The 15,093-nt window shown below is 72.1% G+C and carries 10 protein-coding genes and 1 tRNA gene; 6 read left to right on the forward strand and 5 right to left on the reverse strand.

What is annotated here, in order from left to right; genetic code table 11:
• The first annotated feature begins 16 nt into the window (after positions 1 to 16).
• The 3 genes from cysS to ACFYW5_RS18505 all read left to right on the forward strand — a co-directional run bounded on the left by cysS (position 17) and on the right by ACFYW5_RS18505 (position 4,172).
• Entirely contained in the window at positions 17 to 1,417 is a 1,401-nt protein-coding gene (cysS, locus tag ACFYW5_RS18495) for a cysteine--tRNA ligase (RefSeq protein WP_389418070.1), read from the forward strand.
• Positions 1,418 to 1,505: 88 nt separating this feature from the next.
• A complete protein-coding gene (gene rlmB / locus ACFYW5_RS18500) occupies positions 1,506 to 2,447 on the forward strand; it encodes a 23S rRNA (guanosine(2251)-2'-O)-methyltransferase RlmB (RefSeq protein WP_389418071.1) in 942 nt (313 codons plus the stop codon).
• A 117-nt stretch (positions 2,448 to 2,564) separates the two neighbouring features.
• On the forward strand, positions 2,565 to 4,172 hold the full coding sequence (locus ACFYW5_RS18505; RefSeq protein WP_389418072.1) for a DoxX family membrane protein: 1,608 nt from the start codon (positions 2,565 to 2,567) through the stop codon (positions 4,170 to 4,172).
• A 115-nt stretch (positions 4,173 to 4,287) separates the two neighbouring features.
• Here ACFYW5_RS18505 and ACFYW5_RS18510 read toward each other — a convergent pair whose 3' ends face one another.
• The 3 genes from ACFYW5_RS18510 to ACFYW5_RS18520 form a co-directional block, all read right to left on the reverse strand.
• Positions 4,288 to 5,019 (reverse strand): NDP-sugar synthase, encoded by a 732-nt coding sequence (locus ACFYW5_RS18510; protein ID WP_389418073.1) that lies wholly within the window; start codon positions 5,017 to 5,019, stop codon positions 4,288 to 4,290.
• A gap of 109 nt (positions 5,020 to 5,128) precedes the next feature.
• Positions 5,129 to 5,584, reverse strand: a complete 456-nt coding sequence (locus tag ACFYW5_RS18515) for a hypothetical protein (RefSeq protein WP_389418074.1) — start codon at positions 5,582 to 5,584, stop codon at positions 5,129 to 5,131.
• Between the two features lie 191 nt (positions 5,585 to 5,775).
• Complete coding sequence (locus ACFYW5_RS18520) at positions 5,776 to 6,912, reverse strand: ABC transporter ATP-binding protein (RefSeq protein WP_389418075.1); 1,137 nt, start codon at positions 6,910 to 6,912, stop codon at positions 5,776 to 5,778.
• Between the two features lie 205 nt (positions 6,913 to 7,117).
• Between ACFYW5_RS18520 and ACFYW5_RS18525 the strand changes: the two genes are divergently transcribed.
• From ACFYW5_RS18525 to fxsT, 3 genes are all read left to right on the forward strand, one after another.
• A tRNA-Thr gene (locus tag ACFYW5_RS18525) sits at positions 7,118 to 7,191 on the forward strand.
• 82 nt (positions 7,192 to 7,273) lie between these two features.
• The gene (locus ACFYW5_RS18530) at positions 7,274 to 8,740 is read left to right on the forward strand and encodes a hypothetical protein (RefSeq protein ID WP_389418076.1); all 1,467 of its coding nucleotides are present in this window, start codon (positions 7,274 to 7,276) and stop codon (positions 8,738 to 8,740) included.
• 353 nt (positions 8,741 to 9,093) lie between these two features.
• Complete coding sequence (gene fxsT, locus ACFYW5_RS18535; RefSeq protein WP_389418077.1) at positions 9,094 to 13,032, forward strand: FxSxx-COOH system tetratricopeptide repeat protein; 3,939 nt, start codon at positions 9,094 to 9,096, stop codon at positions 13,030 to 13,032.
• Positions 13,033 to 13,038: 6 nt separating this feature from the next.
• On the opposite strand, the gene ACFYW5_RS18540 is transcribed toward fxsT, so the two are convergent.
• Both ACFYW5_RS18540 and ACFYW5_RS18545 read right to left on the reverse strand, forming a co-directional pair.
• On the reverse strand, positions 13,039 to 14,820 hold the full coding sequence (locus ACFYW5_RS18540) for an HEXXH motif domain-containing protein (protein WP_389418078.1): 1,782 nt from the start codon (positions 14,818 to 14,820) through the stop codon (positions 13,039 to 13,041).
• A gap of 14 nt (positions 14,821 to 14,834) precedes the next feature.
• On the reverse strand, positions 14,835 to 15,005 hold the full coding sequence (locus ACFYW5_RS18545; RefSeq protein ID WP_351982511.1) for a hypothetical protein: 171 nt from the start codon (positions 15,003 to 15,005) through the stop codon (positions 14,835 to 14,837).
• Between the last annotated feature and the right edge of the window lie 88 nt (positions 15,006 to 15,093).

Genomic DNA, 15,093 nt, shown 5'->3' on the forward strand with positions numbered 1-15,093 from the left:
CTACTACCCTGGACACGTGACTATTCGCCTGTACGACACCAGCGCCCGGCAGATCCGTGACTTCACCCCGCTCACGCCGGGTTGTGTCTCGATCTACCTGTGCGGTGCCACCGTGCAGGCGGCCCCGCACATCGGCCACATCCGGTCCGGGCTGAACTTCGACATCATGCGCCGCTGGTTCGAGTACCGCGGCTACGACGTCACGTTCATCCGCAACGTCACGGACATCGACGACAAGATCATCACCAAGTCGGCGGACCAGGGCCGCCCGTGGTGGTCCATCGGCTACGAGAACGAGCGCGCGTTCGACGACGGTTACACCGCGCTCGGCTGCCTCCCGCCGACGTACGAGCCGCGCGCCACCGGCCATGTCACCGAGATGGTCGAGATGATGCGCGGCCTGATCGAGCGCGGCCACGCCTACGAGGCCGACGGCAACGTCTACTTCGACGTGAAGTCCTTCCCCGAGTACCTGCGCCTGTCCAACCAGGAGCTGGACAACCTCCTCCAGCCCTCCGGCGAGGGCGAGACCGGCAAGCGGGACTCCCGGGACTTCGCGATGTGGAAGGCCGCCAAGCCGGGCGAGCCGAGCTGGGAGACGCCGTGGGGCCGCGGGCGCCCGGGCTGGCACCTGGAGTGCTCGGCGATGGCGCACAAGTACCTGGGCTCCGCCTTCGACATCCACGGCGGCGGCCTCGACCTGATCTTCCCGCACCATGAGAACGAGATCGCCCAGGCCAAGGCCTACGGCGACGAGTTCGCCCGGTACTGGGTGCACAACGCCTGGGTCACCATGAGCGGCGAGAAGATGTCCAAGTCGCTCGGCAACTCCGTCCTCGTCAGCGAGATGGTCAAGGCCTGGCGCCCCATCGTGCTGCGCTACTACCTCGGCACCCCGCACTACCGCTCGATGATCGAGTACAGCGAGGAGGCCCTGCGCGAGGCCGAGTCGGCGTTCACCCGCATCGAGGGCTTCGTGCAGCGCGTGGTGGAGCTGGCCGGACACGCCGTGGAACCGGCCGCCGAGGTGCCCACCGCCTTCGCCGAGGCGATGGACGACGACCTGGGCGTCCCGCAGGCGCTCGCCGTCGTGCACACCACCGTCCGGCAGGGCAACTCCGCCCTCGCCGCCGACGACAAGGAAGCCGCCGTGGCCCGCCTCGCCGAGGTGCGCGCCATGCTCGGCGTCCTGGGCCTGGACCCGCTGGACCCGCACTGGGCGGGCGACAGTGACCGCGGCGAGGACCTCAGCAGCGTGGTCGACAGCCTCGTACGCCTGGTCCTCGACCAGCGCGAGGCCGCCCGGGCCCGTAAGGACTGGGCCACCGCGGACGCCATCCGGGACCAGCTCAAGCAGTCGGGACTGGCCATCGAGGACGGTCCGCACGGGCCGCGCTGGAGCCTGACCGCGCGCTGAGCGCAGTGATCGATTGTGCCGCCCGGCCCTCCGGGCGGCACACTGCATAGACGTACGTACTTCACCGCCACACAGAGACAGGTAGGTCATGGCCGCGAACAACCGCCGCATGTCCGGCAAGAAGGGCGCGCAGGTCGGCAGTGGCGGCCAGCGACGCCGGGGCCTGGAAGGCAAGGGTCCGACGCCGCCCGCCGAGATGCGCAAGGGTCACAAGAAGAACCGCCTCGCCACCTCCAAGGCCAAGCAGACGGCACGCCGTCCCGCGCCGCGCGGCCGCGGCGGCAAGGGCACCTCCGAGATGGTCGTCGGGCGCAACCCCGTCGTCGAGGCGCTGCGCGAGGGCGTGCCCGCGGTGACGCTGTACGTCCAGCAGTTCATCGACAACGACGAGCGGGTCCGCGAGGCCCTCCAGCTCGTCGGCGAGCGCGGCGGCATCCACCTGATGGAGGCCCCCCGCCCCGAGCTGGACCGTATGACCAACGGCCTCAACCACCAGGGCCTGGTCCTCCAGGTCCCGCCGTACGAGTACGCCCACCCCGAGGACCTGGCCAGCGCCGCCTACGACGAGGGCGTGGACCCGCTCATCGTCGCCCTCGACGGGGTGACGGACCCGCGCAACCTGGGTGCCGTCGTCCGCTCGGTGTCCGCCTTCGGCGGTCACGGCGTCGTCGTGCCGGAGCGCCGCGCGGCGGGCATGACCGCCGGCGCCTGGAAGACGTCGGCCGGCACCGCGGCCCGCACCCCCGTCGCCCGCGCCACCAACCTCACCCGCGCCCTGGAGGCGTACAAGAAGGCGGGCATCGCCGTCGTCGGCCTCGCCGCCGACGGAGAGCACGAGGTCGGCGAGCTGGCGGCCCTGCACGGTCCCGTCGTCATCGTGGTCGGCAGCGAGGGCAAGGGCCTGTCCCGACTGGTCGGCGAGACGTGCGACTTCCGGGTGCGGATCCCGATGCCCGGCGGCGCCGAGTCGCTCAACGCCGGTGTGGCGGCGGGGATCGTGCTGTACGAGGCGGCGCGCCGGCGCGGCTGAACATCCGTCCGTACCGTCGCCCGTGCGGGGCGTTCCGGTCGTCCAGGCCCCGCTTGACGCGGTCCGGACAGATCCAGCAGGTCAAAGCAGTGTCCAAAACACACGTCACTCGGTTAGATGAGTGTGGACACCAGAACACCCCGCACACCCACGGGGGATCCCTCGTCGGGTTTCGACGACGCTCCCGCGCTGAGCATGGTGAAGGTGCCGAGCGATCCGGCGCAGATCATCGTCAATCATGCGAGTTTCCGCGTGCAGTTGGGCGCGTCGGCGAGGCGCAGCCAGTCGCCGCGGATCGCACGGCACTTGAGCGCCACCGAGGACACCGCCCGCGTCCCCGTGGTCGGCACCGGGACCCCCGCCCGTCGTCGGGCCGTCGTCTGGAGCGGCAAGTCGGCGCCCGACGACACCGGCGCCCACCGGCTCCTGCAGGCGGTGCGGGGCGCCGGCGTCGGCCACCCGGACGAATCGGCCGACGCGGGCGCCACCCAGGTCATCCCGCGCGTCGACGCCAACGACGGCTACCACGACGACGGTTACGATGATCTCGCGCAGACCGTCGAGACCCCCGTGGTCGGCGCCCAGCGCACCTCGCCCGACGGCGACAGCACCCGGCTGCTGCCCGACATGCGCCAGGTCGGCAGCGCGTACGACGAGGAACGCGCTTACGACGAGCAGGAGTTCGCGGAGCCGGAGGACGGCTCCCGGCCCCGGCGGTACGGCGACGACCCCGCGCGGCACGCCTACTACCCGGGCCGCCGCATGAACCTGGGCGTCGTCCTCCTCCCGCTGCGCATCTTCCTCGGCTTCATCTCCATCTACGCCGGCATGGGCAAGCTCTGCGACCCCGTCTACTTCGACGGCGGCAAGCGCGGCTCGATGGTGAAGTGGCTGAACACCCTGCACCCCTGGGACGTCGCCGAGCCGCTGCGCCAGTTCGCGCTCGAGCACCCCGTCGGCTCCGGCCTGGTGATCGCCTTCTTCCAGGTGATCGTGGGCGTCCTCACGGTGCTGGGCTGCTGGCAGCGGGTCGCCGCCGTGGTCGGCGCGCTGCTGTCGGCCGCGCTGCTGGTCACCGTCAGCTGGAAGAGCGTCCCCGCCTACGACGCCCCCGACATCATCTATCTGGCCGCCTGGTCGCCGCTGATCATCGCGGGCGCCCCCGTCTACTCCGTGGACGGCCGCCTCGCGGGCAGCGCCTGGCGCCGCCTCGGCCCCCGCGCCGACATCTGGGACCTGCGCGCCTACGTCCTGCGCCGCGGCGCCCTGGTCTCCGCCATCGTCATCGGCCTGACCCTGCTGATCGGCTCGCTGCTCGGCGGTGCCGTCCGCGACGCCGACCGCGTGGTCGTCCCCGGCCCCGGCGAGGCCCCGCGCAACGAACTCCCCGGCTCCCCGCTCCCCTCGGAGCCCGGCGAGCGCCGGCAGCGCACTCCGTCGGCCTCCACCGCCCCGAGCCAGGCTGCCACGTCGGCGCCCGCGACCGGGGCGGCCACCACCCCGGAGGCCACGCGGGAGACCAGCACGGCGGGCACGCCCAGCCAGACCCAGGGCACCGGCGGCGGCCAGGCGCCGCCCCAGCAGTCCTCCCCGGTGGACGAGGCCCCCAGCACCACCTCGGGTCCCACCTCGGGCGGCACCACCGGAGGCACCGGCACGCCGGGCGGCACGGGAGGCGGAGGCAACTCCGGTGAACCGGGTCTCGTAGGCGGCCTGTTGGGGTAGACGGGCCGGTGGGCGGGATCCTGGGTTAGCCCACCGGCAGCACATCAGAACCCACCGTTCCCCGCGCCCCTGAGGGGGCGCGGGGAACTGCGCGACCGGCCCTTCGCGGCCCGCGCTAGGAGCGGAGAGCCGACAGCTCCTTGGCGGCCTCGGTGAGATCCTTCGCCGTATCGATGGCTCGCCAGTACGCGCCCTGAGGCAGCGGGAAGCCCGCGAGCCTGAGCTCCCGGGCCAGGCGCGGGAACGTGGTCCGCTCGTGATCCCCCCGCTCCGGGAGCATCCCGGCGAACTCGGCGGAGAAGACGTACACCCCCGCATTGATCTCGTACGTCGTGGGCGGCGCCTCGATGAAGTCGGTGACGTGCCCGAAGCCGTCCGTCTGCACGGCGCCCCAGGGGATCCGGGGCCGGGCCAGCGCCAGGGTGGCGACGGCGTCGCGCTCGGCGTGGAAGTCGGCCATGTCCCGCAGCGAGAACCGGGTCCAGATGTCGCCGTTCGTGGCGTACCAGGGCCGGTCGGGGTGGGGCAGATGCGCGGCGGCGTACTTGAGGCCACCGCCGCGGCCGAGGGGCTCGGTCTCCACGACCGTGGTCACCGAGCAGGGCAGCTCGGCACCCGCCAGCCACTCCTTGAGGACGTCCGCGAGGTGGCCGCAGCTGACCACCACGTCGGTCACGCCCTCCTCCGCGAGCCAGGCGAGCTGATGGCCGATGATCGGCGTCCCCGTGCCGGGGATCTCGACCATCGGCTTGGGCCGGTCGTCGGTGTACGGACGCAGGCGGGAGCCCTGGCCTCCGGCGAGAATCACGGCTTGCGTGGGGCGGGTGGCGGCGTTCGGGTCGGTCATGTGCCGAACTGTATGTGGCCCTGTGGCCCACCGGGGTGGGGGGTGCGTGTTGTGCGCGGGTACGGCGCCGAGGGGGGCCGGGCCCGCGGCCCCGGCCCCCCTTTGCTCGTCAGCGGTGGGCCGCTGCCACGCCGGTGGCGAAGGCGGTGTCGCAGACCGGGCGGGCGTAGGACTGGGCGCGTACCGGGCCGTAGACGCGGACCGCGGCGCGGCCCAGGGCGCGGGCGATGGAGGCGCAGTGCTTGGCGAGCGCCGGGCGGCCGTCGACGGCCTGCTGGAGGTGGGTGAGCGCGACGCCCGGGTTCTCCCGGGTGAGCTCGGCGATGAGCTGGTCGCGCAGGACGTCCTGGGGGGTGCGGGAGCGGGAGCCGGGCTTGGCGTCCGACACCGACGCGTCCGACGCCGTGAGCACCGAGTTCGAGGGGGTCCCCGACCAGTTGACCCGGGTGACCGCGAGGGTCCCGGAGAGCACCAGGACGACGGGCAGGACGAGGGCGAGGGAGCGGCCGATCCGATGGGCGGGGCCCCGGCCGCGTCGCGTCTGTTGGTTAGTGGAGTGCTTCACGCGAGTGAGGGTAGCGCCCGGTAATGATTTGGCGACATTTAGTCACCGGTTCGGGGGATGAAGAGGTGCCTCTTTTTGGGTAAGGGGTTGACGCTCACTGCTCGAAACGGGCGGTATGCCGGGGTATTTGTCGACAACGAAAACGGGCCCCGCGGCGGTCCGCGGGGCCCTTCTCGTCAAACCTGGGCGAGTCAGTCGGAGAGACGCTCACCCGTGGAGGTCGAGAACACGTGGGTCTCGCCCGGCCGCGGCACGACGTGCAGCGTGGCGCCCTTCTCCGGAACCGCGCGGCCGCTGACGCGGACGACCAGGTCCTTGAGCTCGTCGCCGACCTTCGCGCTGCCGTAGACGTAACCGTCGGCGCCGAGCTCCTCGACGACGTTGACGGTGACCGCGAGACCGGCCGGCGCGTCCTCGGTGCTCTTGGCCAGGGCGGTGGCCGCGCCGCCACCCTGCTCGACGATGTCGAAGTGCTCGGGGCGCACGCCCACGGTGACCGTGCGGTCGCCCTTGTCGGCGGCGGCCTTGAGGGCCTCACGGTTGACCGGGACGACGCTGTTGCCGAACTTCACACCGCCGTCGGTGATCGGGACCTCGACCAGGTTCATGGCGGGGGAGCCGATGAAGCCGGCGACGAAGAGGTTGGCCGGACGGTCGTACATGTTGCGCGGGGAGTCGATCTGCTGGAGCAGACCGTCCTTGAGGACCGCCACGCGGTCGCCCATCGTCATGGCCTCGACCTGGTCGTGGGTGACGTAGACCGTGGTGATGCCGAGACGGCGCTGGAGCGAGGCGATCTGCGTACGGGTCGAGACACGGAGCTTGGCGTCGAGGTTCGACAGCGGCTCGTCCATGAGGAAGACCTGCGGCTCACGCACGATCGCGCGGCCCATCGCCACACGCTGGCGCTGACCGCCGGAGAGCGCCTTCGGCTTGCGGCCGAGGTACTCGGTGAGGTCGAGGATCTTCGCCGCGTCCTCGACCTTCTGGCGGATCTCCGCCTTGTTGACGCCCGCGATCTTGAGCGCGAAGCCCATGTTGTCGGCGACCGTCATGTGCGGGTAGAGCGCGTAGTTCTGGAACACCATGGCGATGTCCCGGTCCTTCGGCGGCAGGTGGGTGACGTCACGGTCGCCGATGCGGATCACGCCGGAGTTGACGTCCTCGAGCCCCGCCAGCATGCGGAGCGAGGTGGACTTGCCGCAGCCGGACGGGCCGACCAGGACGAGGAACTCCCCGTCCTCGATCTCGATCTCGAGCGCGTCTACGGCGGGCTTCTCGGAACCCGGGTAGATCCGGGTCGCCTTGTCGAACGAAACAGTGGCCATGGTGAAGGGCCCCCTTCTACCGGCAGGAACGTGCCGGACGATCCGTTGTAGGAAGGTGGTGGTGTAGTCCAGACGAGTGGACTGCCCTCGGACGGTACCTGCCGTTCACCTGGTCTGTCAGTACCCGGACCCCTGTGAACTTCGCGGAAATTTTCGACTGGGTCACTCCCGGTCCTGGGTACACTGCTCGGGCACGTACGTGCGCGCCTCCTTAGCTCAGCTGGTCAGAGCGCCGCTCTTGTAAAGCGAAGGTCGTCGGTTCGAATCCGACAGGGGGCTCTCCTTTCCCCTGCCGTGGCACCCTCCGCGGCCGTACCCTGGTCGGCACGACGGAACCGCGCCGGCTTGGGGAGGTCACGGGGTGAGAGGTCCGGAACGGGTCCGCAACGAGTTGGCAGTGGCCATCGTGGACACGCTTCAGGAGTCGGCGACGGTGAAGCAGGCCAGCAGCCGCGAGTTATGGCGGGAGATGCTCGCCGGCGAACTGGGCTCGCCGGTGGAGCCGTTCAGCGGTGACCGGCTGCGGCCCTGGCTCCTCCAGGTCGTCAAGGCGTGCATGACCGTCGTTGACGGTACGGCGTGTCTGGTGCGGTCGCTGGAGTACGTGGAACAGCAGTCGGCCTCGGTCGCCGCGTTATGGCCGCTCGTGGACGAGTGGGAGGCCGTCGACTTCTTCAACAGCGCCGACCTCGGCCATCTGCGGCCGGTCCTGGAGTCGGTGCGCTCCGCCGAGCTGGCCGCCATGGCCCGGCGCGCGAGCCGCTCCCGGGTGCAGGAGCTGCCGTCCTGGTGCCAGACGGGCTGGCAGGTCTTCCTCCGGCTGGCCGGTGAGAACTCCCCGCCCGGCGAGCTGCCGCCGAGCATGGCCTTCCTGGCGCTGTCCGCCGACCGGCTGATGGAGGAGGGCCGCGCGGAGGCCGCCGAGGAGCTGCGCCGGTTCAACCGCGGCCGGGCCCAGGAGCTGTGCGTGGAGGACCGGCTGGCGGAGTGGCAGCACTCGGAGTTCCCGCAGCCCCCGCCCTCGCTGGTGCCCGCCTATCTGATGATCCAGTTCGAGCCGGACCGGAACGAGGCCGACCGCTACTACCTCTCGCACTGGCGCCAGTCCGACTCCGAGGGCTGGCACCCGGTGCGCGGCGAGACGGTCCATCTGGGCCGCGCGGAGCTGCCGGGGGCGGTGGAGCTGCTGATCGAGGAGTCCGAGGAGCGCTGGGCGGACCTGCGTCAGCCGGTGATCCTGGAGTTCGTGCTCCCGTGGGAGCTGCTCAACGAGCCGGTGGAGTGGTGGGCGAAGGACTCCGGCCACCCCGAGCCGACACCGCTGGCCATGGACTACCCGGTGTTCGTGCGCTCGCTCGAAAGGCTGCAGCGCGCCGCCTGGCACCGCGCCTGGCACCACAAGTGGCGGCAGCTGAAGGAGCGCCCGGCGGACAGCCACCCGCACTGGGGCCGGCCGCCGCAGGACGGGGCGTACTTCTTCCATCTGGAGCGGGAGCTGAAGGAGGACCGGCAGGCGGTGTGCCTGGTGCTCAGCGAGCCGCCGGGCGACGACTCGGGCACCGGGCGCCGGGAGGTGCTCGCCGGGCTGCGGGCGGGGGTGCCCGCGATGATCTGGCACCGTACGGACTGCTCCGACGCCGGCTTCCAGGACGCGATCGGCGAGATCCTCCAGGACCGGGGGCTCGGCTCACTGGCGGAGAGCGTGTGCAAGTGGCGCAACGACGCGCTCGCTCTCGGGCCGGAGCGCTGGGACGGGCACGTGGGCCGGCATCTGGCCATCCTGCTGGACGATCCCGAGCGCAAGCCGGGTCCCACGGGGCCGGTGTAGCGGCGATGACGTCGCAGAGCGGGATCGGGCGTCTTCTGCCGCCCGGCGGCGGCCTGTTGCCGATCCGCGCAGCCAAGTGGCAGACGGCCTTGCACCCGACTGTGCGCGGTGCCACGCTGGACGCGAGAAAGACCGGCGAGCCAGACACCGCAGGGGGGCGCGTTTTATCCGCCGATTCATCCGCCGATCGACTGTCCCATTTGTGCTCCCTCCCCCTGTGGCCTGCCGTCTTGCACTGTATGCAGACCACTGCCAGGCTTGGCACGTGGATGTCACGCATGCCCGCGGAGTACGGGATTCCTCTTCGGTACCCCTTTCGTCCTCGGGCCTTACCGGACGCTCTGAGAGCGCTTATGCAGTGTGACGATGTCCCACGATCAGCGGCGGAAACGGCGTCTGACGAGGCGTCACTCGACGTCGTGCCGCACGTCCTGAGCGAACTGGCGCGCTCACTTCCCGCGCACCCTCCGTCCGTGCTGCTGGTCGTGGACGACCACGCGACCATGCGGGTGTGGCGGGAGACGGTCGAGAAGCTGGCCGGCGATCTCGCCCGCGAGGAGCGGCTGGGCGAGATCAGCACCGTACGACTGCTCAGTTCGGATGACACCGAGCCGGCTCGGATCCGGCTCGAACAGCTGCCGCCCGCTCCTTCCGAGCGCCGGGTGGTGCTGGTGCTGACCGACGGGCTCGCCGCGGGCTGGCGGTCGGACGCGGTGCTTCCGCTGCTGCGCGAGCTCGGGCGGGCCGAACCCCTCGCGGTGCTGCATCTGCTGCCCCAGAACCTGTGGTCGCGGGCCGGCCTCGATGTGAACCGGATGCGGTTCAGCAGCGCCCGCCCCTGGGCCGCGAACGACGCGCTGCGCTGGGAACTGCGTGCCTCCCCCCTCGAACCCGTCGACGACCCGGACGCCCGCTCCGGTGTGGTCCCGGTGCCCGTCCTGGAGCCGACCGAGCACTCCCTGTCCGGCTGGGTGGACCTGGTGACCAGGGGGACCGGCGACTGGGTGGAGATGTCCGGAGTCCGGGCCCGGGACTGGAAACGCCGGGCGGACGCGGCGCGGGCCGTGCCCTGGGTGGAGGACGTGCCCGACCCGGCGAGCGGCGTACCGCCCTGGGAACGGGTCTCGGACTTCCGGGCCGCCGCCTCCCCGAAAGCCTTCAGCCTCGCCACCCGGCTGGCGGCCGCGCCGCTGACGCTGCCGGTCATGAACGCGGTCACCGCCTCGGTGCCCGGCGCCGGACCCGCCCATCTGGCCGAGCTGCTGATGAGCGGTCTGGTACGGCCCGCCGGCGCGGACGCCGAGCGCGCGGCCGACGTGGCCTTCGTGTTCGGGCCCGACATCCGCCAGGAGTTATTGGCGCTGTCCCGGCGCAGGGACACCGCCCGGGTGCTGCACGACGTACGCGGACTGCTCGCCGCCGCGCCCCAGGACGCCGAACCCGTCCTGCCCGCCCCCGAGGAACTCCTCGAAACGGTCGACGTGCCCTCGGTCACCCGCCGCAATGTCGCCTTCCTGCGCGTCGAACTGGCCGCGCTGCGCGCCCTGTCCGGGCGGTTCCTGCCCCGAGCCGAACGCCTGGCCCGCGCCCTGCGCGAGTACGACCGGCAGAACTCCGTGAGCCTGCGCAAGGGCGTGGGCTCCCGCACCTCTCCGCAGAGCGGACGCCCCGCCGTCGAACAGGTCCCGACGGGGGCCGGGACAACTTCAGAAGGAGACACGGCCATGACCGCCACGCATACGCAGCCCGCGGTGGAGAGCGGGCGTTCGACGCCGCGCATCTGGGGCAACATCCCGCCGCGCAACCCGAACTTCACCGGCCGCGTGGACCTTCTGGAGCGACTGAGCGAGCGGCTGCGCGAGGGCACCACCACCGTGCTGCCCGAGGCGATCCACGGCATGGGCGGTGTCGGCAAGACCCAGCTGGCCATCGAGTACGCCTACCGCCACCAGTCGGAGTACGACGTAGTGTGGTGGATCCCCGCCGAGCGGCCCGGCCAGATCGGGCAGGCCCTGGTGGAGCTGGCCCAGCGGCTCGGTCTGGTCACCAGCGCCGAGGCCAATGTCGCCGGGCCCGCGGTACGGGAGGCGCTGCGCGAGGGACGGCCGTACTCCCGCTGGCTGCTGATCTTCGACAACGCCGACAGCCCGGACGTGGTCCGCGACTACTTCCCGACCGGGGGCAGCGGCACGATCCTCGTCACCTCCCGCAACCGCCGGTGGAGCGTGGTCGGACCCTCCCTGGAGGTCGATGTCTTCACCCGCGAGGAGAGCAAGGAGCTGCTGCGCCGCTCCGGGCCCGGCGACCTCGACGACGCCGAGGCGGACCGGCTCGCCGACGCCCTCGGGGACCTGCCGCTGGCGCTGGAGCAGGCCGCGGCCTGGCGGGCGGAGACCGGGATGCCCGCCTCGGAGTACCTGCGGCTGTTCGAGCACAAGCGTGCCGAACTGCTGGAGGTCTCCCCGCCGCCGGACTACCAGCTGCCGGTCGCCGCCGCCTGGAACGTCTCCCTGGACCACCTGGAGATCCGCAGCCTCACCGCGCTCCGGCTGCTCCAGCTGTGCTCGTACTTCGCGCCCGACCCCATCTCGCGCTCGATCTTCTCCGGCCTGGGCGGCTCCACCATCGACCCGGCGCTCGACCGGGCCCTGAACGACCCCATGCGGCTCGCCCGCGCCATCCGGGAGATCAACCGGTACTCCCTCGCCCGTATCGACCACCGCACCAACTCGATCGAGATGCACCGCCTGGTCCAGGCCGTGCTGATCCACCGTATGACTCCCGAGGAACAGAACCGCATGCGCAACGGCGCCCACACGCTCCTGGCCGCCGCCGACCCCAAGGGCCCCAACCAGGCCGCCAACTGGCCGCGTTACGCCGAGCTGTACGGCCATGTGATCGCCTCCGACGCGATCGAGTCCGACCAGCCGTGGGTCCGCGAACTCGTGATGAACGTCGCCCGGTACCTCTGGTACTGGGGCGACCACAAGGTGGCCCGGGAGTTCACCGAGCAGGCGTGGCAGACCTGGCAGGAGCTGTTCGGCGAGGAGGACCAGCAGACCCGGCTGATGGGCTGGTGGCTGTGCTTCCTGTACCTGAAGGTCGGACGGTACGACGACGCCTCCCAGCTGGTCGCGCAGTTGAAGGACATCTACGCCCGGACCGCGCCCGAGGAGCGGGAGGACACCCGCGAGGACGCGCTGGAGGCGATGATGCTGGAGGCGGCGGTACGCCGGGTCCAGGGGGACTTCGCCGCCGGTGCGGAACTGGACGAGATGGCCTACGACCGGGCCCGCCGCGCCTTCGGTGACGACGACCCGACGACGCTGGGCACCGCGCACAACCTCGGCGTGAGCCTGCGGCTGGTGGGGGAGTTCCAGCGGGCGCTGGAGCTGGACCAGCACACGCACGCGCTGAAGACCCGGCTGTACGGCCGGGATCACCACCAGTCGCTGATCACCGAGGGCAGTATCGCCATCGACGTCCGGGAGACCGGCGACTACGTCGGCGCGCGCTCCCTGCAGGAGGCGGTGGTGGACGGTTTCCGTCCCGTCTTCGGCGCCGGGAACCCCTCCACGCTGCAGACCCTGCGCCAGCTGGGCGAGGCCTGCCGCAAGGAGGGCGACCACGCGACGGCGCTGGACCTGGCCCGGGAGTCCTTCAACCAGTTCACCCGCCGCTACGGCGACACCCACCCCGAATCGCTGACGGCGGCGCTGGCGCTGTCCGTGGCCCTGCGGCACAACGGCGAGCTGGAGGCGGCCCGGGACCGGGGCACGAAGACGAGCGAGCGTTTCCGCCGCGTGTTCCGGGCCGATCACCCCCATGTGCTGGCCGCCGATGTGGACCTCGCGGTGACGCTGCGGCTGCTGGGCCGGGCCGAGGAGGCGCGGGTCCTGGACGAGGAGGCGCTGGCGTCGCTGACGGGCCGGCTGGGCGAGAGCCATCCGATCGCCCTGGCCTGTGCCATCAACCTGGCCAGCGATCTCAGCGCGCTGGGGCGGATCGCCGAGGCGCGCGAACTGGGCGAGCGCACCCTGGAATTGAGCCGCGGCCGGCTGGGCGACAACCACCCGACGGCGCTGGTGTGCGCGGCGAACCTCTCCCTGGACCTCGCGGCGCTGGGCCTGGAGGACGAGGCGGAGCTGCTGCGGGCGGACACGCTGGCCCGTATGGAACAGGTCCTGGACGCCCCCCGGCTGCGGGCGGCGGAGCCGGCACCGCACCCGGCGACGGTGCAGGCCCGGGCCCGGGAGCGGGCCAACTGCGACATCGACCCGATGCCGCTGTAACCGGCGCTACGACGCCAGCCAGGCCGCCAGGGCGACCGGGTCCGGCGGTGTTCCGGTGGCCGCGGTCACGGCCCGGTGCACCGCTCGGGCCCGTTCCGGGTGGTGGCGCAGGAAGTGGGCCGCCGTGGGCGCCGCCCCCATGAGGGTCAGCGCCTGGGACAGGCCCGACCAGGCCGTGGGATGGTCCGGGTCGGCCAGCAGGTGGGCCGTGTAGGCCTCCCGGGCCGCCGGTGCCTCCCCCGCGGCCAGCAGGGCGTCCGCCCGCAGCGCTCCGGTCACCGTGGCCGCCGCCTTCTCCGGGTCCTCTCCCGACAGCCGGTGGCGGGTCAGGACCGCCAGGGTGTCCAGCCAGCGGGCCGATGCGTCCGTCGCCACCTCGGGGGTGGCCGCCAGTGAGCGCGGCGGAGCCGGGGCGCCGGACAGCCACGCCCGGGTCGCCTCCTCCACCGCCCGCCGCGGTGGCCGCAGATGGTGGGCGCGCCAGCGGGTGGCGTGGTCGGCGGCGCAGACGCGGGCCAGGGCCAGGGGGGAGTCGGGGACCGGTTCGTCCAGCCAGCGGGTGCACAGGGCGTACAGGCGGTCCAGGAGCTGGGCGCCCAGGGGGGTGAGGCGGGGGTTGCGGTGGACCTGGCGCAGGGCCGTGGTGACATGCGCCCGCCACAGGGCGAACTCGAAGTGCGCCATGGGGGTCGCCGCGCCGGAGGCCAGGCGGTGGGTGCGCCAGAAGCGGGCGATGCCCACGAAGGCGTAGATGCCCTGCAACAGGCCGTCCAGGGGGCGGGGGTCGTCCCGCCAGGGGGCGTACCAGAGTTCGGGGGCCTCGGCGGTCTCCTCGGTCAGCAGCGGGGTCAGGTGCAGCAGGCCGCCGAGCTTCGTGTGCTGGAACTCGTGGATCAGGGTCACCGCCAGTTGCACCGCGTCATCCGGCTCCGAGGATTCGATGCCGCCGAAGGCATCCCCAGCCGTCACACTGCGTGGCCGAAACCTTTCCCTCGCGGGGCCCGGAGTCAGGGACAACAGCCCCCTCCGCATGGCCTCCGCGGCCCTCGGCTGTTCCTCCAGCAGAACCGCCCAGGCCCGCTCCAGTACCCGCCGCCACTGCTCCGCGGTCTCCTCGGGCAGCGGACGCGGCTCCGTCGGCCGGGGATAGGTGCGGTACGGGTCGATGTCGTCCAGCGCCAGGACCAGCCGGTGGTGGGCGGGGCCGACGGTCAGGCGCCGCAGCGGATGCCAGCCCGGCGCCGGAGTGTCCGGCGGCGCCGGTACGGCGACCTCGGCACCCGGTGCCGCGACGACCGCCCGGCCCGCCCGGGCCCGTACCGTCGCCGTCGTCCACGGCTCGGCCGCGGGCAGTTCCGCGCAGCCCAGGGTGGGCAGCGGGACCCGGCCGTGCCGCATCGGGACCTCGATCGAGAAGTCCAGCTCCGCGCGTAGCGCCGCCACTGCGGCCAGCGCCGCCGCATGACCCAGCACCACCCGCAGCGGGGGGCCGGCCTCGGGCGCGCTGCCGCGCAGCCGGCGCAGCGCGGTGGCCAGCCACATGCCGGTCTGCGGGTACATCAGCAGTTCGTCGACGACCTCCGGCGCCCGGCGCTGTGCCGCGCTGAGCAGTTCCCAGGCGGGGCCGATGCCGGTCGCGTCGTCGAGCATCCGTAACAGCAGCAGCCGGCGGCTGCGTTCGGCGGCGAGGAGCAGGCCGACCGTGGCCGGACCGCCCTCGCCGCAGCTCAGTTCGTCCAGGGCGGTCGACGGCAGACGGTGGTGGGGAAGCGTGGGATCAGCGCGCATCGGCGGCCCTGGGCTCAGTCGTACCGCTCCGCGCTGGGGTTGAAATCGCTGACGCTCGCCTGCGCGAGGTCGATGCGCTGCCGCAGCTCCTCCAGGGATCCGGCGAGAATCTGACAATCCATGGAGCGCAGCGTTTCAAGAGACACCCCCGCGAGATCGACTAGGTTGGACTCGACGGCGGCCACAGACGGCTCCATGACGGCCAAACCCCTTCCCCCCGGCTGCACTTGTGGTGCGGGCTTGCTCACATCCTCCTGATAATGGCCCGCCGTA

The organism is Streptomyces sp. NPDC002779 (genome assembly GCF_042888685.1).
Classification (GTDB): Bacteria; Actinomycetota; Actinomycetes; order Streptomycetales; family Streptomycetaceae; genus Streptomyces.